Source organism: Pseudomonas wuhanensis (assembly GCF_030687395.1).
GTDB classification, from domain to species: Bacteria; Pseudomonadota; Gammaproteobacteria; order Pseudomonadales; family Pseudomonadaceae; genus Aquipseudomonas; species Aquipseudomonas wuhanensis.
Genome location: NZ_CP117430.1, coordinates 6,533,370 through 6,556,108, shown reverse-complemented (window position 1 = coordinate 6,556,108; position 22,739 = coordinate 6,533,370). Strand labels below are relative to the sequence as shown.

General features: G+C 60.0%; 22 protein-coding genes. 11 read left to right on the top strand and 11 right to left on the bottom strand.

Going from position 1 to position 22,739, the window contains the following annotated elements; all coding sequences use genetic code 11:
* Positions 1 to 6: 6 nt before the first annotated feature.
* The gene (locus tag PSH88_RS30175; protein WP_305427076.1) at positions 7 to 636 is read right to left on the bottom strand and encodes a LysE family translocator; all 630 of its coding nucleotides are present in this window, start codon (positions 634 to 636) and stop codon (positions 7 to 9) included.
* 145 nt (positions 637 to 781) lie between these two features.
* Between PSH88_RS30175 and PSH88_RS30170 the strand changes: the two genes are divergently transcribed.
* The gene (locus PSH88_RS30170) at positions 782 to 1,255 is read left to right on the top strand and encodes an Lrp/AsnC family transcriptional regulator (RefSeq protein WP_038980472.1); all 474 of its coding nucleotides are present in this window, start codon (positions 782 to 784) and stop codon (positions 1,253 to 1,255) included.
* A 140-nt stretch (positions 1,256 to 1,395) separates the two neighbouring features.
* Here PSH88_RS30170 and lpdA read toward each other — a convergent pair whose 3' ends face one another.
* Entirely contained in the window at positions 1,396 to 2,796 is a 1,401-nt protein-coding gene (gene lpdA / locus PSH88_RS30165) for a dihydrolipoyl dehydrogenase (RefSeq protein ID WP_305424371.1), read from the bottom strand.
* 201 nt (positions 2,797 to 2,997) lie between these two features.
* Here lpdA and hflK (PSH88_RS30160) point away from each other — a divergent pair, with 201 nt between their 5' ends.
* From hflK (PSH88_RS30160) to cfaB, 5 genes are all read left to right on the top strand, one after another.
* The gene (gene hflK / locus PSH88_RS30160) at positions 2,998 to 4,962 is read left to right on the top strand and encodes a protease modulator HflK (RefSeq protein ID WP_305424370.1); all 1,965 of its coding nucleotides are present in this window, start codon (positions 2,998 to 3,000) and stop codon (positions 4,960 to 4,962) included.
* Positions 4,959 to 6,008 (top strand): protease modulator HflC, encoded by a 1,050-nt coding sequence (hflC, locus tag PSH88_RS30155; protein WP_305424369.1) that lies wholly within the window; start codon positions 4,959 to 4,961, stop codon positions 6,006 to 6,008. Before hflK (PSH88_RS30160) ends, hflC begins: the two co-directional genes overlap by 4 nt.
* Positions 6,005 to 7,063, top strand: coding sequence for a protease modulator HflK (gene hflK, locus PSH88_RS30150; RefSeq protein WP_305424368.1), 1,059 nt, complete (start codon positions 6,005 to 6,007; stop codon positions 7,061 to 7,063). Before hflC ends, hflK (PSH88_RS30150) begins: the two co-directional genes overlap by 4 nt.
* Positions 7,060 to 8,970 carry a heavy metal translocating P-type ATPase gene (locus PSH88_RS30145; protein ID WP_305424367.1) on the top strand — a complete coding sequence of 637 codons (1,911 nt, stop codon included), beginning with the start codon at positions 7,060 to 7,062 and terminating at the stop codon, positions 8,968 to 8,970. The genes hflK (PSH88_RS30150) and PSH88_RS30145 overlap by 4 nt, the downstream gene beginning before the upstream one ends.
* A 199-nt stretch (positions 8,971 to 9,169) precedes the next feature.
* Positions 9,170 to 10,357, top strand: coding sequence for a C17 cyclopropane fatty acid synthase CfaB (gene cfaB / locus PSH88_RS30140; RefSeq protein ID WP_305424366.1), 1,188 nt, complete (start codon positions 9,170 to 9,172; stop codon positions 10,355 to 10,357).
* On the opposite strand, the gene cls is transcribed toward cfaB, so the two are convergent.
* Positions 10,354 to 11,793, bottom strand: coding sequence for a cardiolipin synthase (gene cls / locus PSH88_RS30135; protein WP_305483438.1), 1,440 nt, complete (start codon positions 11,791 to 11,793; stop codon positions 10,354 to 10,356). The genes cfaB and cls overlap by 4 nt on opposite strands.
* 132 nt (positions 11,794 to 11,925) lie before the next feature.
* Between cls and PSH88_RS30130 the strand changes: the two genes are divergently transcribed.
* Positions 11,926 to 12,447, top strand: a complete 522-nt coding sequence (locus PSH88_RS30130) for a DUF3617 domain-containing protein (protein WP_305424365.1) — start codon at positions 11,926 to 11,928, stop codon at positions 12,445 to 12,447.
* A gap of 77 nt (positions 12,448 to 12,524) precedes the next feature.
* Here PSH88_RS30130 and PSH88_RS30125 read toward each other — a convergent pair whose 3' ends face one another.
* From PSH88_RS30125 to folE2, 7 genes are read right to left on the bottom strand one after another with little or no spacing between them, the layout of a single operon-like run.
* Entirely contained in the window at positions 12,525 to 13,403 is an 879-nt protein-coding gene (locus tag PSH88_RS30125) for a His/Gly/Thr/Pro-type tRNA ligase C-terminal domain-containing protein (protein WP_305424364.1), read from the bottom strand.
* A gap of 34 nt (positions 13,404 to 13,437) precedes the next feature.
* Positions 13,438 to 14,775: a dihydroorotase gene (locus PSH88_RS30120; protein WP_305424363.1), complete on the bottom strand. Its 1,338-nt coding sequence runs from the start codon at positions 14,773 to 14,775 to the stop codon at positions 13,438 to 13,440.
* A gap of 2 nt (positions 14,776 to 14,777) precedes the next feature.
* The gene (locus tag PSH88_RS30115) at positions 14,778 to 15,338 is read right to left on the bottom strand and encodes a gamma carbonic anhydrase family protein (RefSeq protein WP_305424362.1); all 561 of its coding nucleotides are present in this window, start codon (positions 15,336 to 15,338) and stop codon (positions 14,778 to 14,780) included.
* Positions 15,335 to 16,210: a metal ABC transporter substrate-binding protein gene (locus tag PSH88_RS30110; protein WP_305424361.1), complete on the bottom strand. Its 876-nt coding sequence runs from the start codon at positions 16,208 to 16,210 to the stop codon at positions 15,335 to 15,337. Before PSH88_RS30110 ends, PSH88_RS30115 begins: the two co-directional genes overlap by 4 nt.
* Positions 16,211 to 16,221: 11 nt before the next feature.
* Positions 16,222 to 17,088, bottom strand: coding sequence for a metal ABC transporter permease (locus PSH88_RS30105; protein ID WP_305424360.1), 867 nt, complete (start codon positions 17,086 to 17,088; stop codon positions 16,222 to 16,224).
* Positions 17,088 to 17,756 carry a metal ABC transporter ATP-binding protein gene (locus tag PSH88_RS30100; RefSeq protein ID WP_305424359.1) on the bottom strand — a complete coding sequence of 223 codons (669 nt, stop codon included), beginning with the start codon at positions 17,754 to 17,756 and terminating at the stop codon, positions 17,088 to 17,090. The genes PSH88_RS30105 and PSH88_RS30100 overlap by 1 nt, the downstream gene beginning before the upstream one ends.
* A complete protein-coding gene (gene folE2, locus PSH88_RS30095; RefSeq protein ID WP_305424358.1) occupies positions 17,753 to 18,649 on the bottom strand; it encodes a GTP cyclohydrolase FolE2 in 897 nt (298 codons plus the stop codon). The genes PSH88_RS30100 and folE2 overlap by 4 nt, the downstream gene beginning before the upstream one ends.
* An 86-nt stretch (positions 18,650 to 18,735) precedes the next feature.
* Here folE2 and PSH88_RS30090 point away from each other — a divergent pair, with 86 nt between their 5' ends.
* On the top strand, positions 18,736 to 19,944 hold the full coding sequence (locus tag PSH88_RS30090) for an N-acetylmuramoyl-L-alanine amidase (protein WP_305424357.1): 1,209 nt from the start codon (positions 18,736 to 18,738) through the stop codon (positions 19,942 to 19,944).
* Here the strand turns inward: PSH88_RS30090 and PSH88_RS30085 are convergent.
* A complete protein-coding gene (locus PSH88_RS30085) occupies positions 19,941 to 20,318 on the bottom strand; it encodes a glutamine synthetase (protein WP_305424356.1) in 378 nt (125 codons plus the stop codon). The genes PSH88_RS30090 and PSH88_RS30085 overlap by 4 nt on opposite strands.
* Before the next feature lie 127 nt (positions 20,319 to 20,445).
* Here PSH88_RS30085 and dksA point away from each other — a divergent pair, with 127 nt between their 5' ends.
* Genes dksA through PSH88_RS30070 form a run of 3 tightly spaced genes read left to right on the top strand, consistent with a single transcriptional unit; the run spans position 20,446 to position 22,737 of the window.
* Positions 20,446 to 20,850: an RNA polymerase-binding protein DksA gene (gene dksA / locus PSH88_RS30080; protein WP_305424355.1), complete on the top strand. Its 405-nt coding sequence runs from the start codon at positions 20,446 to 20,448 to the stop codon at positions 20,848 to 20,850.
* Positions 20,851 to 20,878: 28 nt separating this feature from the next.
* A complete protein-coding gene (gene zigA, locus PSH88_RS30075) occupies positions 20,879 to 22,087 on the top strand; it encodes a zinc metallochaperone GTPase ZigA (RefSeq protein WP_305424354.1) in 1,209 nt (402 codons plus the stop codon).
* A complete protein-coding gene (locus tag PSH88_RS30070) occupies positions 22,087 to 22,737 on the top strand; it encodes a DUF1826 domain-containing protein (protein ID WP_305424353.1) in 651 nt (216 codons plus the stop codon). The genes zigA and PSH88_RS30070 overlap by 1 nt, the downstream gene beginning before the upstream one ends.
* Positions 22,738 to 22,739 lie beyond the last annotated feature (2 nt).

The following is a 22,739-nucleotide window of genomic DNA, read 5'->3' as shown; positions in this document are numbered from 1 at the left end:
TTACCCTCAACCCTGCTGCACAAAGGTCAGCCGCACCGCGAAGCCGATCAGCAGGCTGCCGAACAACCACTGCTGCACCCTCTGGGCCGATGGACTGCGTTGCAGCCAGCGGCCCAGTGCGGCGCCGACCAGCGCGTAGGCGCTGTCGAACAACAACCCGACACCGACCAGCATCATGCCCAGCGTTGCAAATTGCGCGAGCACTGGCCCGGCGTGCGGCTCAATAAATTGTGGCAACAGCACCGAGCAAAACAGCAGCGCCTTGGGGTTGAGCAGATTGGTCAGCAAACCGCGCAGGATCGCCTCGCGCCAATGCGGTTTTTCGGTGGTTGCGCCTGTACCGTTCAAGCTCGGCAGCATCGTGCTTCGCAGGCACTGAATGCCGATCCACAGCAGGTACGCGGCCCCGACCAGGCGCACCACGTCGAAAGTCCAGGGTGCCGTCTTGAACAGCGCCGCCAAACCCAACGCGGCCAAGGCCACATGACAACCACGCGCGATGCCCAGCCCCAACGCCGTGGCCAGTGCCGCGCTTTTGCCCTGACGCGCGCCGGTCTGCAACAGCAGAATCATGTCTGGGCCGGGCAACAGGTACACCACCGCCAGCGCCATGAAAAACAGCCAGAGACCTGCCATGTTGCACCCCATTCGTTGTCGATTTGGTCGGATCAGTCTATGGCTGAAGAGCAGGGCAGGTGGTTGCGTAGTCAGCTTCTAAAGCTTCCATATTTGGCATAACCTGCCATTTTGTGACGATCGAACCATCGGGATCTGCCAAACCATGAAACTGGACGCCTACGACCGCAAGATTCTCGCGGCGCTGCAACGGGACGGTCGCCTGAGCAACGTGCAATTGGCTGACGAAATCGGTTTGTCCGCCTCGCCCTGTTTGCGTCGGGTACGGATGCTGGAAGAAGCGGGAGTGATTCGCGGCTATCAGGCCAATCTGGATAGAGATGAAGTGGGCCTTGGGCTGACGGTGTTTGTCGGGGTCAAAGTCGAACGACACAACGATGAACAGGCGGAAGCGTTTCGCTTGGCCGTGACGGCATTGCCTGAGGTGATTTCGGCGTTCCTGGTGTCAGGAGAGTCGGATTTTCTGCTGCAAGTGGTGGTGCCGGATTTGCGCGCCTATGACCGTTTTCTCACCGGGCGACTGCTGAAATTGCCGGGTGTGAGCGACATCCGCAGCAACTTTGCGATTCACACGGTGAAGACGCCGGGGGCATTGCCGTTGGAGCATTTGCCGCTTTAGACCGAGTCGACCCATTCGCGAGCAAGCCCGCTCCCACATTCGATCATTGTCGAACACAGAACCTGTGTTCACTGAAGATCTACTGTGGGCGCGGGCTTGCTCGCGAAAGCGTCAGTTCAGTCATCGCCAAATCATCGGCCCTACATCTGCGTCGCCATCCCCTCCACATCCATTGCCGCCTGGCGCAATGCCTCGGAGCGGGTCGGGTGTGGATGACAGGTCAGGGCGATGTCTTCGGCCGAGGCGCTGAACTCCATGGCCACGCAATATTCGCCAATCATTTCACTGACGCTCGGGCCCACAAGGTGCACGCCGAGGACTTCGTCGGTGCGCTCATCGGCCAATACTTTGGCGAAGCCTTCGGTTTCATGGTTGATTTTCGCCCGGCTGTTGGCGGTGAAGGGAAATTTGCCGACTTTATAGGCGCGACCTTCGGCCTTCAGCTGTTCTTCGGTCTTGCCGACGCTGGCCAGCTCCGGTTTGGTGTAGATCACGCTGGGGATCAGGTTGTAATTGACCTCGCCGGCCTTGCCGACGATCTGCTCGATGCAGGCCATGGCTTCGTCCTCGGCCTTGTGGGCGAGCATCGGCCCCGACGTGACATCACCGATCACCCAGACGCCAGCGGCCTCGGTGCGGTGGCCCTGATTGGCGAGCATGCCGCGTTTGTCCGTGGCAAGACCGACGTTTTCCAGTCCCAGGCCTTGGGTGTAAGGGCGCCGACCAATGGCCACCAACACGTAATCGGCTTCAAGCAACTCGGCGGTGCCACCCGCGGCCGGTTCGACGCTGAGCTGAACACCGCTCGCCGACGTCGTGGCGCTGGTGACTTTCGAGCTCAACTTGAAGCGGATGCCTTGCTTGCTCAATGAGCGCTGAAGGCTCTTGCCCGCTTCGCCATCCACACCGGGGCAGATCCGATCAAGAAATTCGACCACCGTCACCTGAGCACCCAGGCGCCGCCATACCGAACCCAGCTCCAGGCCGATCACCCCGGCCCCGATCACCACCAGGTGTTTCGGCACTTCGCTCAGCGACAGCGCGCCCGTGGAGTCGAGGATGCGTTTGTTATCGATGTCCACGCCGGGCAGGGGAGTGGGTTCGGAACCGGTGGCGATAACGATGTCCTTGGTGCTCAGCTCGGTCTTGGCGCCCTGGCTGTCGGTCACCGTGACTTTGCCCGGGCCGTCGATGTGGCCCCAGCCCTTGATCCAGTCGACTTTGTTTTTGCGAAACAGAAACTCGATGCCTTTGGTCAGCCCGGTAACGCTTTCATCCTTCTGCTTCATCATTTGAGCAAGGTTGAGGACGGGTTTGACCTCAATCCCCAAGTTGGCGAATTCCGCCCCCATGGCCGCGTCGTAGAGTTCGGAGGCATGCAGCAGCGCCTTGGACGGCATGCAGCCGACATTCAGGCAGGTCCCGCCCAGAGTGGCGCGGCCTTCCACGCACGCCGCTTTCAGGCCCAGCTGGCCGGCGCGGATCGCTGCGTTATAACCGCCGGGGCCTGCGCCCAGAATCACGACGTCATAGGTGCTCATAGTGGTACTCCTGGTGAAAGGGGTGGGATCGATAAAGTTAGTCTTCGATAAAATTACGAACGTAATATGTGCGTTTCGAACCATTTCGGTCAAGGCTTCAGCCTGGCGACAGGTTTGGTGCTTTTAGATAGAACGATTTAGCACGAAAATTTCACTACTTTCGTTATATCGTAACGAATTGCGATGTGAGGCTGAGATGGTATGCAAATCGATCTCGATGGCGATGGAGCACAGATAACAGGGCTGCCGCGCTTTCAGCAGGCAGTCGTTCAAGGACGTCGATTGCGGCAATTCGCTATCGGTTTCGGGGCCTTGGCGGCAACAGGATTGGTACTGGCGTTTTTTGTCGGACTGTTTGCGCCGCAGTCGCTTTGGCCGGCGTTGTTGGTCAATCAGAGCGCGGGTTTGCTGGTGCTGGTCGCCGGCCTGCAATCGGCCTGGTGGGTGACGCTATGGCGCGCACGGGCGATGAATCCGGCTGTGTTAGTGCCGGTGGTTGTCGCCGAGGAAGTCGTTGCCGCTGAAGGCTGGTATGAGCGGTTGCTGGACCGGATCAGCCAGCGTTGGTTGCGCTTGCTGGGGCAGATCGGTGCCCCGACGCTTTGGCTTGGCGGCTGGGCGTTGTTGACGTTGTACAGCATCGAGCAAGTCTGGAATCTGACCTTGCCGCCCGCCGCGTTAGGGTTGTCGGCCAGTGTCGGCGCCGCGCTATCGTTGCTGCTGGCTTTTGGTTTGCTGGTGCTGGAGCGGCAACTGGCGCAGGAAAATATCGCCCAATGGCCCGAAGCGGAGCCGTTGGCGCAGCTGACGCGGGTCGCGATTAGTTGCCTGGTGCTCAGCGCCCTGTGTTTGTTGTTCGGCAGCGAAACATCGGTCTGGCCGGTGCGTCTGGCGGTACTGATCGGCTTGCTGCCGGGGCTGGTCGCCATCGAGTTGCTGCTGCGGGCCGTGTTGTCGCTGTTCAGTCCTCGTCGTGAACAGTTGGAACCAGCCTTGCTGGCGCGAAGCTTCGTCGCCGACATGCTGCGCTGGCCGCCGCAACCATTGCTCGCATTGCAGCACGAACTGCACAACCGCTTCGGTATCGACCTGCGACAAATCTGGGCCTTCACCTACATGCGTCGGGCGTTTTTGCCGGTGCTGGTGGTGGTGGTAATCATCGGTTGGTCGCTCACCGGCATTCACGAAATTGCGCTGCAAGGGCGCGGTATCTATGAGCGCTTTGGCAAACCGGTAGAAGTTTTCGGTCCTGGTTTGCACGCCGGTTTGCCATGGCCGCTGGGTCGCGTGCTGAGCGTCGAAAACGGTGTGGTCCACGAGTTGGCCACCAGCGTGGGCGAAACATCGGCACCGGTCGCGACCGAACCAGCTGAAGGCCCCGCACCAGCGATTGCCAATCGCTTGTGGGACGCCAGCCATGTGAACGACAAATCCCAGGTCATCGCCAGCCGCCGCGCTGACAAACAGAGCTTCCAGATCGTCAACATGGACGTGCGCTTCGTCTATCGCATCGGCTTGAGTGATCAGGCGGCGCTGGCCGCGACTTACAACAGCGCCGACGTACCAACGTTGATCCGCAGCACCGCTAGCCGGATTCTGGTCCACGACTTCGCCTCGCGAACGCTCGATGGTTTGCTCGGCGAGGACAGGGTAGGGCTCGCCGAAGAGATCGGCCGCGCCGTGCAGGCTGACCTGCAAAAACTCGACAGCGGCGTGGAAATTCTGGCCACGGTGGTTGAAGCCATCCACCCGCCAGCGGGGGCGGCCAACGCTTATCACGGCGTGCAAGCGGCGCAGATTGGTGCTCAGGCATTGATTTCCCGTGAGCGCGGTGCTGCGGCGGAGGCGACCAACCAAGCGCAATTGCAAGCCAGTATCGCTCACGATCAAGCCACGGCCAGTGCTCATGAAATCAACTCGACCGCTCAGGCTGCCGACCTGAAATTTGCCGCCGAGCAAAAGGCTTACTCCAGCGCCGGCCAGGCCTTCGTGCTGGAGCAATACCTCAGTCAACTGACTCAAGGTTTGGCCAACGCCAAGCTGCTGGTTCTCGATCATCGTCTGGGCGGCAGCAGCAATGCGCCGACCATCGACCTACGTACTTTCACGCTGCCGGCTGACCCTGCGCCGGCGCGTAATACCGTTCAGCCAGGAGCCGTCCATTGAGCCAGCCGAAGCCTACACACAATCGCGATCACGATGATCACGCCGGCCATGATCACGGCCATGGCGGGCATCACCACGGCCATCACCATCATCACCACGGTGATCCACACGAAGCTGGCCCTTTCCCGTGGCGGCGAATGGGTTGGGCGGCGCTACTGATGGCGTTTGCCATTGCGGCGGCGAGCCTGGTGCAAGTGCGTTCGGGAGAGGCCACGGTCATCACTCGCTTCGGTAATCCATCGCGGGTGTTGCTGGAACCCGGTCTTGGCTGGCGCTGGCCGGCACCGTTCGAGGCGGCGATTCCGGTAGATCTGCGCCTGCGCACAACTTCCAGCGGTTTGCAGGATGTGGGCACGCGCGATGGTCTGCGCATCATTGTGCAAGCCTACGTGGCCTGGCAGGTGCAGGGTGATCCGGACAACGTGCAACGCTTTATGCGCGCCGTGCAGAACCAGCCGGATGAAGCCGCGCGGCAGATTCGCACTTTTGTCGGCTCGGCGCTGGAAACCACCGCCAGCAGTTTCGATCTGGCCAACCTGGTGAACACCGATGCCAACCAAGTGCGCATCGCCGATTTTGAAGCGCAGCTGCGTCAGCAGATCGATCAGCAGTTGCTCACCACTTATGGCGTGCGAGTGCTGCAAGTCGGCATCGAGCGTTTGACCCTGCCGTCGGTGACGCTCACCGCGACTGTCGATCGTATGCGCGCCGAGCGTGAAACCATCGCCACTGAGCGCACGGCCATCGGCAAGCGTGAAGCTGCGCAAATTCGCTCCGCGGCCGAGCGTGATGCGCGAATCGTGCAAGCCGATGCGACAGTGAAAGCCGCGGACATTGAAGCCCAATCCCGCGTCGAAGCCGCTCAGATTTATGGCCGTGCCTACGCCGGTTCGCCGCAGCTCTATAACTTGCTGCGCTCTCTCGACACCTTGGGCACCATCGTCACGCCGGGTACCAAACTGATTTTGCGCACCGATGCGGCACCGTTCCGGGTGTTGGTTGACGGTCCGCCGACGCTCGATAACAAGTCCGGGTCGCAGCCATGAGTTTAGTTCCACGTGGAACACATGAGTTGAGCAGTCCCTGGATTCAGGCCGGGCGCTTGGCTTTTTTGGCGCTATACGCCGTGACCGTGTTGGCTGCTTTGGCTTGGGCATTCTCCAATGTGCGGCAAATCGACCCGCAAAATCGTGCCGTGGTGCTGCACTTCGGCGCACTGGATCGCATTCAAAATGCCGGTTTGCTGTTGGCATGGCCGCGCCCGTTTGAGCAGGTAATCTTGTTGCCGGCAGCGGATCGGGTGATCGAGCGTCGGGTGGAAAATCTGCTGCGCACGGATGCTGCATTGCAGGCGGATAGAGTGGCGAGTTTCGCCACACCCATCAGCGATGCGCTCGCCGGCTCCGGCTATTTGTTGACCGGTGATGCAGGGGTGGTGCAACTGGATGTGCGGGTGTTCTACAAAGTCACCGAGCCCTATGCCTTTGTTCTTCAGGCTGAGCATGTGCTGCCGGCCCTAGATCGGCTGGTGACCCGCAGCGCGGTGGCGCTCACTGCCGCACGAGATCTGGACACCATTCTGGTGGCGCGACCGGAACTGATCGGTGCCGACAATCAGGCCGCTGAGCGCCGCGAACGTCTACGCGGCGATCTGGTGCGGGGCATCAATCAACGCTTGGCCGAACTGACGGCGACCGGGCAGGGGTTGGGCATCGAAGTGGAGCGGGTCGATGTGCAATCGAGTCTGCCCGCTCCGGCGGTGAATGCGTTCAACGCAGTATTAACCGCCAGCCAGCAGGCCGACAAAGCCGTGGCCAACGCGCGCACTGAAGCCGAGAAGCTGACTCAGAGCGCCAATGAACAAGCCGACCGCACGCTGCAAGTGGCTCACGCCCAAGCCAGCGAACGCTTGGCTAAAGCCTCTGCCGACACCGCCACGGTGCTGAGTTTGGCCAAGGCGCAACAGCAGGGCACCGACCCGCAAATGCTGCTGCGTATTTACCGTGAACGGATGCCGAAGATTCTCGGGCAAGCCGGCTCGGTGACCACGGTTGATCCGAAAGACGATTCCCGCCTGATCATTCAGGGAGCAGCGCAATGACCGCCCAAACCGCCGCCGCGCCGAGCATGCTTTCCTCGGCTGAACAACGTAGCGCCGCGCGCCAGTTGACCCTGGCCATGCTTGCGCTGGGGTTGCTTGCGCTGGGCCTGATCTGGCGCTGGTTATCGCCGGAGCAGACCGGTGTCAGCCAATTGCTGCTGGGTTTTGCCTCCTTGCTGGTGGCCGTGCCGGTCATGCGTTCGGCGTGGTACAGCCTGCGTTATCCGAGCCTGCACGGGATCACCGATCAGTTGATTGCCCTGGCCATGATCGGCGCCTGGGCGACAGGCGATCTGCTCACTGCGGCTCTGCTGCCGATCATCATGATCTTCGGTCACGTGCTGGAGGAGCGCAGCGTGATCGGTTCCCAGGAAGCGATTCATGCCCTCGGCAAACTGACTCGCAGCCATGCACGCAAGATTCAGGCTGACGGTTCCGTGGTTGAAGTCGACAACGGCACACTCAGGGCTGGCGACCTTGTGGAGGTGCGTGCCGGTGATCGAGTGCCGGCGGATGGCCGGGTATTGTCCGGTCAGGCAAGCCTCGACACCGCGTCAATCACCGGTGAGTCGGTGCCAATAGAAGCCGGCGTGGGCATGCCGGTGTTCGGCGGGGCGATCAATCTTGATGGCCTGCTGCGCATCGAAGTGACCCGCACGGGGCAGGAATCGACCCTGGGTAAAGTCATCGCGCTGATGCAAAGCGCCGAACGTTCCAAACCTCCGATAACGCGTTTGCTCGAACGCTACGCCGGCAGCTACATGGTGCTGGTGTTGTTGCTGGCGGCCGTGACCTGGTTCATAACCAACGACGCGCAAGCGATGCTCGCAGTGTTGGTGGCGGCTTGCCCTTGTGCGTTGGTGTTGTCCGCACCGGCCACGGCCATTGCCGGGGTGGCGGTGGCGGCTCGGCACGGGATTCTGATTCGCAGCTCGGCGTTCCTCGAAGAGTTGGCTGACTTGACGTCGTTGGTGGTCGACAAGACCGGAACCCTGACGTTCGGCACCTTGCGCCTGCAGTCCATCGACAGCCCGCTGGAGGATCGCAGTCACGTATTGAAACTCGCCGCCAGCCTCGGTTCCGCCAGCAGCCACCCGGTCAGCCGTGCCTTGGCCGGGTTGGTCACTCAGGAACACTTTCTGTTGCTCTCCGATATTCACGAGCGTCAGGGGCTGGGTGTAGTGGCGATGACCGAGCAGGGCGAGGCGGCCCTCGGTCGTCGGGAGCTGTTCGCGCAATTAGGCATCGCTACATCCGCGGTTCCCGAACACGACGGCCCGATTGCGGGGCTGGCACTCAACGGTGAATTTCTCGCCTGGCTGTTGCTCGCTGACAGTATCAAACCTGAGGCGCGGTTTGCCCTGAGCGAATTGCGTGAGCTGGGTTTGGGTCGTCAGTTGTTGCTCACCGGGGATCGGCAAAGCGTTGCGCATACGCTGGCCCGGGATGTGGGTATCAGCGATGTCGAAGCCCAGGCCTTGCCCGAGGACAAACTCAATCGTGTGCTGAAAGAAATCGGCAGCGGATTCCGGCCGATGGTGGTGGGAGACGGCATCAACGATTCCCTGGCGCTCAAGGCCGGTGTGGTCGGCGTGGCCATGGGCGCAGGCGGTGCGGACATCGCGCTGGCCTCGGCCGATATCGTACTGATCGGTAGCGACCTGCGCCGGCTCGGAACCTGCGTGCGCTTGAGTCGCCAATGCCGCCAGACCTTGCAGGTCAACGTGATCATCGGGTTGGGCTGGACCCTGGCCATCGTCGCGTTCGCCGCATTCGGCTGGCTTGGCGCGGCAGGGGCGATGATTGCCGCCTTGTTGCATAACTTGAGCACGTTATTAGTGCTCGGTAATGCCGGACGTTTGCTACGCTTTGAGGAACCCCTACTCAAGCTTAAGGATGAGGTGTGAGCGTCTACAACTTTTCAGAACTGTGTGCCGGATTTGTAGTCATCTAGGGTAAGGCGATCATTTTCAACGATCGCCCGTTGGATGGTTTCAGTGTGGCAGGCAACACCGGGAATAGAAAAAGGCTATTAATTCGATAGCCTGCTATTTTTCAAGGATGGTCTACCCTCAGATTTGACGTCTGAAACAAGGGGGACTTTTCATGCTCGCGCAACTTCCACCGGCCTTACAGAACCTGCAATTACCGCTTCGCTTGCGACTCTGGGACGGCCATGAGTTCAATCTGGGGCCGACGCCCAGCGTCACTATTGTGGTCAAGGACCCCCACATGGTTACCCAGTTCACCCATCCCAGCCTCGACGCGTTGGGGGCGGCGTTTGTCGAAGGCAAGCTAGAGCTGGAAGGTTCTATCAGCGACGTGATTCGTGTCTGCGATGAATGGAGTCAGGCGCTGATCAATGAAGACGAAGATGGGCAACCGGTGCGCACGGTTCATGACAAAGAAACCGATGCCAAGGCCATCTCCTACCATTACGACCTCTCCAATGCGTTTTACCAACTGTGGCTCGACAGCGACATGGCGTATTCCTGCGCCTATTTCGAGACCGGCAGTGAAACCCTCGAGCAAGCCCAACAAGCCAAGTTTCGCCACTTGTGCCGCAAGCTGCGGTTGCAACCAGGCGAATATCTGCTGGATGTCGGTTGCGGCTGGGGCGGGTTGGCGCGGTATGCGGCTCGGGAGTTCGGCGCGAAGGTGTTCGGGATCACGCTCAGTAAGGAGCAATTGGAACTGGCCCGCGAACGGGTGAGAGCCGAAGGCCTGGAGGATCAGATCGAACTGCAACTGCTCGACTACCGCGATTTGCCTCAGGACGGTCGCTTCGACAAGGTGGTCAGCGTCGGCATGTTCGAACACGTTGGCCATGCGAATCTTGCCGAGTACTGCAAAACCTTGTTCGGCGCGGTGAAAGAGGGTGGCCTGGTGATGAACCACGGGATCACCGCCAAGCACACCGATGGTCGTCCGGTTGGGCGGGGTGCCGGTGAATTCATTGAGAAGTACGTGTTCCCCAACGGCGAACTGCCGCACCTGGCGATGATCTCGGCCGAGATCAGCGAAGCGGGGCTGGAGATCGTCGATGTCGAGAGCCTGCGCCTGCATTACGCGCGAACCCTGGACCACTGGAGCGAACGCCTGGAAGACAATCTGGAAGCCGCCGCCAAACTGGTACCGGAGCAGGCACTACGGATCTGGCGGTTGTATCTGGCGGGATGCGCCTATGCGTTCGCCAGAGGCTGGATCAACCTGCATCAAATCCTCGCGGTGAAAGCCCATCCCGATGGCAGCCATGAACTGCCATGGACCCGCGATGACATTTACAACCCTTAAAGAATCGGCGAAATAAGCCGGGCGATCCGCATGCCGACCTGTTGCAGGCGGTGGGTCTCCCGGCTTTCTTCTTTGGCGATTTCGTGAGCCTGGGCAAAGTCATCGTTGAGCATCTGTTCCACTTCGGCGGCAAATACGCTGTCGACCGTCAGCAACATCACTTCGAAATTCAGCCGGAAAGAACGGTTGTCCATATTGGCGCTGCCAATGGCGCTGATCTCGCTGTCGATCAGCACCACTTTCTGATGCATAAACCCCGGCTGGTAACGGAACAGACGCACGCCAGCACGTACCGCTTCGAAGGCGTAAAGGCTGGAAGCAGCGTAGACGATCCGGTGATCCGGCCGCGACGGCAACAAAATCCGTACATCCACGCCACGCAATACTGCCAGTCGCAACGCGGCGAACACCGCTTCGTCGGGGATGAAATAAGGGGTGGTGATCCACACCCGTTCCGTCGCCGCATGGATGGCTTCGACGAAGAATAGCGAACAGGTTTCGTAGGAATCCGCCGGGCCGGTGGCCAGCAATTGGCAGAGCACGCCGTCATCCGGATAAACCTCCGGCAGGATCAATGGCGGCAGTGAACGGGCCGCCCAGAACCAGTCTTCGGCAAAGGATTCCTGCATGCAGGCCACCACTGGCCCGTGCACTAGTACGTGGGTGTCACGCCATGGCGCAAGGGGTGGTTTCTCGCCCATGTATTCGTCGCCGACGTTGAGCCCGCCGACAAAACCCACTATTCCGTCGACCACGACGATCTTGCGGTGGTTACGGAAATTGACCTGAAAGCGGTTGAGCCAACCGCTGCGGGTGGCGAAGGCTTTGACCTCGATGCCGGCATCGCGCAACGGTTGAACGTAACTGTGGGGCAGGGAGTGGCTGCCGATGCGGTCGTAGAGCAGGTATATCGCCACGCCTTCGGCAGCTTTCTTCGTCAACAAGGTGTGCAGGCGTTGGCCGAGGCGGTCGTCGTGGATGATGAAGAACTGGATCAGCACCGCTTGCCGGGCGTTGCTGATGGCGTCGAAAATCGCCTCGAAGGTGGCTTGGCCGTCGATCAGCAAGCGGACTTCGTTGTTGGCCAGACACGGCATGCGTCCCAGTTTCGGCATGGCCCTCAAAGACGCGTAGGCGCTGGAGGCGCGAGCAGCCAGCGCCTCTTCTACCCAGGGGCGCCAGTTCAGCTCAGAGATTGCCTTGCGCATTTCCTCGTTGGCTTGCCGCCGGGCCTTGATGTAACCATCGAAGGTGCTGCGGCCGAAGACCAGATAAGGGATAAGCGTGAGGTAGGGAATGAACAGCAGTGACAGAGCCCAGGCGATCGAGCCCTGAGCGGTCCGAACGGTCAATACGGCATGGATGGCGGCAATCGAGCCCAGCGCGTGCAGCAGAGCGATGAGGTAACCGAAAACATGCGGTCCAAAATAATCCATGGGGGCTGCCTTGCTCCTGAAGATTCAATGCTTAACAGACCATGTTCCGGGCAGAATGTCGCTATTTAATTGGCCCATGAACCGAAGCCCGTGCCTGACGTCTAACGGCCACTAATGATCAGGAGTTACTCGATGAACGTTCGTCTGCTGGGTTTGGCCATTGCGTTTGGTTTGGCACTTCCTGTGGCTGCTCAGGCGCAAATGCTGCAACCGGGTTTGTGGGAATTGACCTCAAGCAACATGAAAGTCGATGACCAGAACCTGCCGGATCTGCAGCTGATCCTCGGCCAGATACAGAACCAGATCACCCCGGAACAGCGGGCGATGCTGGAAAAGCAGGGCATCACCATGGGCGGCAAAGGGATTCGGGCTTGCCTGACGCCTGAGCAAGTGAAGACCGACAACATTCCACTGACGGACCCACAATCGGGCTGCAAGCAGGAAATCACCGAGCGTACCGGTAACCAGTGGAAATTCCGTTTCAGCTGTCCGAAAGCGCAAGGTGCGGGGGTCGCCACATTCCTCAGCGATCGCGAGTTCACCACTAAGGTCAATGGCACCTTCAACGCCACCGGCATTCAGCAGAAGGGTAGCCTCGATACTCGCGCTGTATGGCTGGGACAGGATTGCGGCACAGTGAAGCCAAGGGCCTAAAAGCATCGCGAGCAGGCTCGCTCCCACAAGGTCATCGCGATCCCTGTGGGAGCGAGCCTGCTCGCGAAGGCATTCGCTCAGACGCCTCCAGTCTTGGGCGGATTCAACAATTCACACACCGCTTCAATCCCTTTCTCCCCGAAGTCCTCTCCGCTGCTGCTGCGAATACTGACAAACCTGCCTTCCTTTTCCTTCTCTCCCACCACCAACAGATACGGCACTTTCCGGCTGTGCTGGCGAATCTTGTGGCTGATTTTTTCGTTACGCAGGTCCGAGTTGGCCCGCAGTCCGCGGCGGCGCAGCGTCTCGGTCACCGAGTGTGCATAAGCGGTCTGACGCTCATCGATGTTCACGACCATCACCTGCGGCGGTGCTCGCCAGTTGTCCAGCTCCTGTTGGCTGGACCAGCACGTGCCGTAGATCCGTTGCTGCGACGTGCCGCTGATATGGTCCAGAGCGAAGGCTTGTAACACCTTGGTGGTGGGAACATGCGGGCCTGCAGCGAAACTTTCAAAATCCCCCAAGCGATACAGCGATAACCGTTCAGTTGGACGGATCGAATGGTTGGTCGCCGCCAGTGCATGCATGCGCGCTTCAATCAGGGGCAGCTCGGCCAGAGTCAAGGAGCGCTGGAAAGCAAACTCATAAAAGAAGCCATCACCCAGCGACGATCCGGCCCGCAACTGCGCGTTCGGATGGAGTTGTTTGACGGCCATGGCCAGCATCAGCGCGCAGGAACGCCGAAGAATCTCCAGACCATCGGGCTCCTGGGGCGTGACGATACTGACCCGGGCATCGCCCTCGATGAGGAATCCACAGTCCACCAACACGCCGTCGACTCGACCGGCCACCGCCGCGTTGGCCAACCCGAGACTGATAGTTGCAGCGACTTCATACACAGTCAGCGGCTGATCGTACTCACGCAATGAACCATCGGGTAGGGTGATGTGGATCATGATCGGTGTTCTCGAATGTTTTCGATAACGCGCGCTAGCGCATAAACCGTAGGGCTAAACCCTGGCAGCTGTCATTAAGACGTTGGTTGTGCCAGGCAATTTGCCCCGACACGACCGTGGTGCTGACGCTGTGGCGAAAACGATGGTGGGTGAAGGGCGTCCAGCCGCATTGCGAGAGGATGGGTTGCCGGGAAACCGCAACGCCATCGGGCTCGGGTTTGATCAACACCAGGTCGGCCCAATAGCCTTCGCGCAGGTAGCCGCGGTCGGGGATGGCAAACAGATCGGCGACCCGGTGACTGGTCTTGGCCACAAGGGTAGTGATCGGCAAGACCTCATCGGCCACCAGCTCCAGCAACGCGGGCAGGGTGTGTTGCACCAACGGCAAGCCGGACGGCGCTTGGCTATAGGGCCGTTGTTTTTCGGCCCAGGTATGAGGCGCGTGATCGCTGCCGATCACATCCAGTCGATTGCTCAACAATGCGTTGCGCAAGGCGTCGCGGTCGGCCCGGGTCTTGATCGCCGGGTTGCATTTGATCAGGTTGCCGAGGCTCGGGTAGTCGCGGTCGTCGAACAGCAAGTGGTGCAGACAGACTTCGGCAGTGATGTGTTTCTGTGCCAGCGGCTTGTCTTCGAACAGCGCCAGTTCGCGGGCGGTAGTCAGATGCAAAACATGCAAGCGAGTGCCGTGTCGCCGGGCCAGATCGACGGCCATCGAGGAGGATCGAAAGCACGCTTCGGCGTTGCGGATCAGCGGATGGGCGGCGGGCGGCAGGTGCTCGCCAAACAGTTCTCGCAGGCTCGCGGCATTGGCTTCGATGCTGGGCGTGTGTTCGCAGTGAGCCAACAAAATGGTCGGCACTTCGGCGAAGAGCCGCTCGAGTATCCGTGGGTTGTCCACCAGCATGTTGCCGGTGGAGGCGCCCATGAACACTTTGACCCCGGCCACCTCGCTAGGATTGAGCGCGGCGACGGTGTCGAGATTGTCATTGCTCACGCCGAAATGAAAACCGTAATTGGCCACTGAGCTGGTCGCTGCTCGGCGCTTCTTGTCGGCCAGCGCGGCGAGGGTCAGGGTGGCCGGGGAGGTGTTGGGCATGTCCATGAAGCTGGTGATGCCGCCGGCTACAGCTGCCCTCGATTCGGTATGGAAACTGCCTTTGTCCGGCGCTCCGGGATCGCGGAAATGCACCTGATCATCGATCATGCCCGGCAGTAGCCATTGGCCGTTGGCGTCGATTTCCACGGTGGCCGTTTCACCTTCGATACTGCTGGCGATCTTGACGATGCGACCGTGGCTTACCAGCAAATCACCGTCGAATTCACGACCTTCATTGACCAGCCGGGCGTTGCGAATCAGCACGCTGCTCATGGTCAGAACTCGTTTTGCAGGGCTTTGTAGCCCCGCACCAGATCGACGTTGGTGCGCGCCACGTCCTCGGAAAATTCCGAGGCGCTGACGCTCACCGGTGGGAACTGCGACAGGTCAGTGTTGGGGCCGATGCGCGTGGTGGAGGGTACGTAGAAGGCTTCGGGCAAGTCACGACCGTCGACCACCGAGTTGTGCCGCACCACGCAACCATCGCCCACGGCGCAGTTGAACAGCACGCTGTTGAACCCGATGAACACGCGGTTACCGACGGTGCAGGGGCCGTGCACGATGGAGCGGTGGGCGATGGAGCTGAACTCGCCGATGGTCACCGCCGCGCCGGACTTGGAGTGAATCACCACGCCGTCCTGGATGTTCGAATTGGCACCGATGGTGATCGCTTCCATCTCGCCCGAGTCATCCACTTCATCGGCGCGAATGACCGCGTACGGACCGACGAACACGTTCTCGCCGATCACCACTTTGCCGCAGATGATGGCGGTTTTATCCACGTACGCCGACTCTGCAATCGACGGCAGATCGCCTGAAGGATTCTTGCGGATCATGGTTTGCTCAACGCCTCATACAAGGTGTTGAGGTTGTATTCGAACAACCCGGCGAACGTGCTGGCCGGGCCGGTCGCCGCGAGGGCATCGGAGTACAGCGTGCCGCCGATATGCGCACCGCTTTCATCGGCGATTTGCTTGAGCAGGCGCGCGTCCTTGATGTTTTCCATGAACACCGCTTTGACCTTGGCCTGACGGATTTGCGTGATCAGCGCAGCGACTTCGGCGGCCGACGGTTCGCGTTCGGTGGACAGTCCTTGTGGCGCCATGAAGTCGATGCCGTAAGCCTGACCGAGATAGCCGAAGGCGTCATGGGAGGTCACGATTTTGCGATTACCCGGCGGCAGCGAGCCGAGCTTGGCTTTGGCTACGGCGAGCAAGGCGTAGATCTTTTTCAGGTAGGCCTGGCTGTTGTGTTCGTAGTCGGTTTGGTTGGCCGGGTCGGCGGCGATCAGCGCTTTGGTGATGTTGCTGATGTACAGCTCGGTGTTCGCCAGGTTGTGCCAGGCGTGTGGGTCGGGAATGGTTTCGCCGTCTTCATCCAGCGAGCGTGGAATGACACCATGGCTGGCGCTGATGACTGCAGCTTTGGTCTCGGTGCTGGTCACCAGACGGTCCAGCCATGGCTCGAAACCTAGCCCGTTCTTGATGATCAGTCTGGCCTTGAGCAATGCCTTGGCATCGTCCGGAGTCGGCTCGTAAGTATGGGCATCGGCGTCCGGGCCGACCATGTTGGTGATCTGAATATGGTCGCCGCCGACCTGATGAGTCATGTCGGCGAGGATGCTGAAGCTGGTGACTACCTGGAGTTTTTCCGCGGCAGACACCGACATCGACAGCATCAAACTGAACAGCACGAGTAAAGCGCGCATCGGGTAACACCTCATTGGGATGTGAGCAAAGGCGGGCGGCGTAGCAAACCGTGCACCGGACCGAACACCACGGACAGCAGATATAAAGCGCCAGCCACCAGCACGATCGCCGGGCCGCTGGGCAGCGAGTAGTAGAACGACAGCAGTAAACCAAGCCAGACCGAAAGGCAGCCGAGCAGCGCGGCGATCGCGATCAGTACCGGCAAGCGGCGGCTCCAGAAGCGAGAAGCCGCGGCCGGCAACATCATCAAACCGACCACCATCAACGCGCCGATTGCCTGGAAACCGATCACCAGGTTCAGCACCACCAACGTCAGAAATACCCCGTGAGCCAGAGGCCCGAGGCGGCTAACGGTTTGCAGAAAGAGCGGGTCGAGGGTGTCCAGCAACAGGGGTTTGTAGATGAGGGCCATGGCGATCAGGCTGAAGCCTGAAACCCAAATCATGCCGGTCAAAGTCGGCCCGTCGACCGCCAGTGCGGAGCCAAACAGAAGGTGCAACAGGTCCAGACGCTTGCCGGCGATGCCGAGGATCAGCACGCCGCTGGCCAGCGATATCGGGTAGATCGCGGCCAGGCTCGCGTCTTCCCGCAGGCCGGTGCGCCGGGTGATCCAGGCGGCCAGTCCGGCCATGCTCAGGCCAGCGCCGAGGCCACCGATGGTCAACGCGGGCAGACTCAACCCGGCAAACCAGAAGCCCAATGCGGCACCGGGCAAGATGCCGTGAGCCACCGCGTCGCCGATCAGGCTCATGCGCCGCAGGATCAGAAACACCCCAAGCGGAGCGGTGCTGCATGCCAGAACGAGACCACCAAGCAACGCCCGGCGCATGAATACGAATTCGTGGAACGGTTGCCAAAGCTGAGCGGCAGCGATCATCAAGCCACCTGCGTCTGGGGCTGTTGGCGAATCAGATCGGTACTGAGACCGAGGACGCAGCCGCTGCTTTTGATCAATAGGGCATGTGGGATGTGTTGGCGCACGGCGGCCAAGTCATGACACACAACGACCAAGGTTCGGCCTTCGGCATGCCAAGCGTGGATGTGTTTCCAGAGCAGCGCCTGGCCGAGTTCGTCGAGCGCGGCGTGGGGTTCGTCGAGCAACAACAAAGGCGCTTCGGCGAGACTCAACCGGGCGAGCAGGGCACGCTGCAATTCGCCTCCGGAGAGGGCCATCAAGGGGCGATGTTCCAGGCCGGTCAGGCACCAGTCTTCCAGCGCAGACTTGAGGCGCTGGCTGCGAATTTCCGGAGCTTGCTTGTTGCCCCAGAAACCCGCGGCCACCAACTCTTGCAGACTGATGGGGAATTGCCGGTCCAGGTGTTGTTGCTGAGGCAGGAACGAAAGGCCGCCTTTGCGTGGAACATCAATGATGACTTTGCCGGTCAATGGCTTTTGCAGACCGGCGATGACTTTCAGCAGACTGCTTTTACCCGATCCGTTGGCACCGATGACGGCGGTCAGACTTCCTTTGGGTAACTGGAAATCCATCGACGGAGTGAGCGGTTGACCGGGTGCACCCCAGCGCAACGCTTGGCATTGGATCATGCGACCTCCCAATTCCAGCGACTTTCGGCGACAGCATCGTGGGCGTGAAGACTTTCGGCGTGAACGACTCGCACGTGAAAGGCGTTGATGCCCGGTGAGCGTTTCAGGGCCAGGTTCAAGCGTCGGGCGGCGTCTTCGCAGAACATCAGGTTCTGGCCGTTGGCGAGGGCGAAGGCTTGTTCGTCGGCGCGTTTCACGGCGGTTTGCACGGCAGTGCCGAGGGCTGCTTCGGCATCGTTGATCGTGGCGATCAGCGGCAGGTCATCCAGATAGTCGTCCAGTCGCAGCTGCAATTGCGCATTGCTGCGTTGGCTATGCGGCGTGGCGACGATTCCTTTCGTGGAGCCGAGCCAAGCCAGAACGTCGGCGTGTTGCAGCGACTTGTTGGCAAAGTCATCAACGAATTGTTGCTGAATCAACTGCCGCGAAAGTGCTGCTGAGCACGGGCAGGTTGAGGAATAAGGAACGTCGATTTTTAGTTCCACGTGGAACATCGTGTTTTTCAAACTGGCTTCGATGCTCACCGGATAAGTTTTCCAACCGGCTAGCGGACTGATAAGCGCAGGTCTTTTGAGCAATAGTTCGGTGTGAATTTTCAGGTAAGCGTTATGGGAAAGCCCTTCATGGGTCTCAAGAAAACTCTGCAAGACTCGCCGCAATAACGCGGGCGAAAGGTTTTCCTGCTCAAGCATTTCCAACGCCAGATACAGCCGCGACATATGGATGCCGCGCGCCTCTCCATCGTCGAGGCTAACGCCAGCGTCGACCTTTGCGCTCAGTCGCTGGCCATCGAATAAAACAGGAAGAGCAATGCCGCACATGCCCACCCAATCGAGTGGCAGGGCTTGGCGTGAGGCCTGCGCGGCGATATCCGGCAGAGTCAGCGCGTTCATGAGCAGGTCCATCGTGGGAGTTGATTTGGCATGTTATATTATAACAATCAAATCGACGATGCCTTTTTCGTGAACGAGCTTTCATCATGCACAGACGTCACTTGCTCAACCTGATTCTGGCCAGCGCGGCCTTCGCGTTACCTTTTGGGGCATCGGCCACGCAAATTCGCAATACACGACTGTGGCGTTCGGACGACAAGCTGCGACTGGTGTTCGATCTGAGCGGGCCGGTGCAATACAAGACGTTTTCCCTGAGCGCTCCGGAGCGGCTGATCATCGATCTGAGTGGCGCCAATCACAGTGGCGACTTCAGTCAGTTGGCACTCAGCAACACGGTGATTCGCTCAATTCGCTCCGGACATTTCGGCCAGGGCGATACGCGGATCGTCCTCGACCTCAGCGGCCCGGTGCAGCTCAACAGTTTCCTGCTGCCGCCCCAGGACGGGCAGGGGCACCGATTGGTGCTCGATCTGAAGAGCGCTGCGCCGCTGCATATCGCGGCGGTGCCGTCGGAAAAACCTGAACCCGTCACCGACAAGGCTCACCCCAAGCGCGACATCATCGTGGTGGTCGACCCTGGTCACGGCGGCAAAGACCCGGGCGCGGTCGGTGCCAAAGGCGAGCGGGAAAAAGACGTGGTGCTGTCGATCGCCCAATTGCTGGCCAAGCGACTGAAGCGCGAGAAGGGCTTCGACGTGAAACTGGTGCGCAACGACGACTTCTTCGTCCCGCTGCGCAAGCGCGTGGAGATTGCCCGCAAGCACAAGGCCGACATGTTCATCTCGGTTCATGCCGATGCAGCGCCGCGTCTGACCGCTTCAGGTGCGTCGGTGTACTGCCTGTCCGAAGGTGGCGCGACCTCGGCCACGGCGCGCTTCATGGCGCAACGGGAGAACGGTGCAGACCTGCTGGGCGCCACCAGCCTGCTCAATCTCAAGGACAAGGATCCGATGCTCGCCGGGGTAATTCTCGACATGTCGATGAACGCCACCATCGCCGCCAGTTTGCAGCTGGGCAGCACGGTGCTCGGCAGCCTGGCGGGCATCACCACGCTGCATCAGAAGCGCGTGGAACAAGCAGGATTCGCTGTGTTGAAGTCGCCGGATGTGCCGTCGATTCTGGTGGAAACCGGCTTTATCTCGAACGCCCGCGACAGCCAGCGACTGGTGACTGCCCGCCATCAGCAAGCCGTGGCGGATGGTTTATTCGAAGGTTTGCAGCGCTATTTTCAGAAGAACCCACCGATGAACAGCTATATCGCCTGGCAGCAGGAACAGAAAAAGGCGCAGGCCTAGCAGCCGGTCATCCGGCTACACGTGAACTTGCCGCTGCTGCCGCCGGAGCTGGAAAACCGATTGATGGTTGTCCAGCCAACCCGGCGGTTGTAGCCGACCCAGGCTTCGCCATCGGACGCGATGCCCGTGAAGAACGTCAGTTGCCCATAGCGGCTGTTGGTTTGCGCCCAATAGCGTTTGCCGGCCACTTCGAAGCCGCGCAGATAGATCGTGCTACCGACGGTGTTAACGCTGTAGGCATTGCCGTCGGGATCTACGCAGGCCAGCAGATTGGCGCTACGGGTGCAGTTGGCCAGGCTCGGAATTTGTCCCCAGGCATCGACCGCGATCAGCAGCGAAAGGCTCAACAGCGAGAATTTCAGGGCGTTTCCCATGGCATTTCTCAAAGGGGCGGACGGGTTAAAGCATCGTGCCCTTTGTAGTGGCGAGCAAGAGGGGAGTGGCTTAATTGTATTGTTATACTATAACATAAAAATACACCCGCTCTGATGATCCATCGCCATGACTGAACAAGAACTCCTCGCTCAACCCGCCGCCGCTTACATGAGCGACGCCCAGCAAGGCTTCTTTCGCGAGCTGCTACTGGCTCAGCGCAGCGAGCTGCAGGAGCGCATTGCCGGCGAGTTCGACGCGTTGCGTGAGCAGGAACCCCACAGCGATCCCGCCGACATCGGCAGCGCCGAAGAACAGCGCCAGTGGCAACTGCGCCTGCTGGAGCGGGAAAAGAAGCTCCTGGACAAGATCGACGAAGCCCTCGAACACCTGGCTCGCGGCGAGTACGGCTGGTGCCGCGAAACCGGTGAACCGATCGGCCTCAAGCGCCTGCTGCTGCGACCCACCGCCACTCTGTGCATTGAAGCCAAAGAACGTGAAGAGCTGCGCGAACGCCATCAACGGGCGATTTGACCGGCCACATCCTGATGAGGAATACCTGATGCCCAATCGTCTCCCTGTGACCGTCCTGTCGGGCTTTCTCGGCGCCGGAAAAAGTACACTTCTTAATTACGTACTACGTAATCGCGATAATTTGCGGGTCGCAGTGATCGTCAACGACATGAGTGAAATCAATATCGATGGCAGCGAAGTCCAACGCGATGTCAGCCTGAACCGTGCCGAAGAAAAACTCGTGGAAATGAGTAACGGCTGCATCTGCTGCACCTTGCGAGAAGACTTGCTCGAAGAAGTCAGCAAACTCGCCAAGGATGGTCGTTTCGATTATCTGCTGATCGAGTCCACGGGCATTTCCGAGCCGCTGCCCGTGGCGGAAACCTTCACGTTTCGCGATGAAGAAGGGCAGAGCCTGGCGGACATCGCGCGGCTCGACACTATGGTCACCGTGGTCGACGGCATGAACTTCCTGCTCGACTATCAGGCCGCCGAAAGCCTTGCGTCCCGTGGCGAAACCCTGGGAGAGGAGGACGAACGCTCGATCACCGACCTGTTGATCGAGCAGATCGAATTCGCCGACGTGATTCTAATCAGCAAGATCGATTTGATCAGCAGTAGCGAGCGCCAGGAGTTGATCGCGATCCTCGAACGGCTCAATTCCCAGGCTGAAATCATTCCGATGGTCATGGGCGAAGTACCGCTCAAGAAGATTCTCAACACTGGTCGCTTCGACTTCGAAAAGGCCGCTCAGGCGCCGGGATGGTTACAGGAACTGCGCGGTGAACACGTGCCGGAAACCGAGGAATACGGTATCGCCTCCACGGCTTATCGGGCACGGCGACCGTTTCATCCGCAACGCTTCTTCAACTTTATCGATCGTCCGTGGGTGAACGGCAAACTACTGCGTTCCAAGGGCTATTTCTGGCTGGCCAGCAAACACCGGGACGCTGGTAGCTGGTCCCAGGCCGGCGGCTTGATGCGTCACGGTTTTGCCGGACGCTGGTGGCGTTTCGTGCCGAAAAACCAGTGGCCGCAAGATGAAGAAAGCACCGCCGGGATCATGGAAAACTGGACGACCACCACCGGCGACTGCCGCCAGGAACTGGTGTTCATCGGCCAAAACATCGACTTCGCGCAACTCACCGTCGAGCTAGATAACTGCCTGCTGACGGATGCTGAAATGGCCTTGGGTGTCGAGGGCTGGCAGTTATTGCCCGATCCGTTTGGTCCTTGGCATGAAGAGGCGGCTGCTTGATGCTGGCGCCCAGTCTGAAGCTGCGACCGGTCATTCGCCAGGTTCAAGGTGATACGCCAAAAGCGCTGACCGGGATTCTGGACGACGGCGTGAACCTCGCCCTCTGGCAACGCCAACTCCCGGCACACATTGCCGATTTCGGTCGTTTGTTGTTGTCCCTGAACGAGCCGCTGGCTGAGTCGCTGTCCCTGGAAATGCCCAGCGATGACGCCGAACCCAATCTCCACGGTTTAGCCTCAGGCTTCAGTGACCTTGAGGGCTACGAAGGCTTTATCGCTGATGTTTCCTGGCTGGTCAGCGCTTTCGCCTGCTTGTTGGGCGCCCAGCGTATCGGCCTACGCCTGCGGGTTCTGGATAAAGCCATGTGCCCGCGTTTCCACGTCGATCATGTGCCGGTGCGGTTGATCACCACCTATGCAGGTATCGGCAGCCAGTGGCTGAAAGAAGGGGCGATGGATCGTCGGCAATTAGGCAAACCTGAGGCCGAACCGCAGGACGATTCGCTGATTCAGCAGATCACCAGTGGCGAAGTGGCGCTGCTTAAAGGGGAGAAGTGGCACGGCAACGAAGGCTTCGGTTTGATCCACCGCTCGCCGCAGCCGGCGCCGGGCGAGCGTCGTTTGATTCTGACCCTGGACTGGCTGAGTTAGTG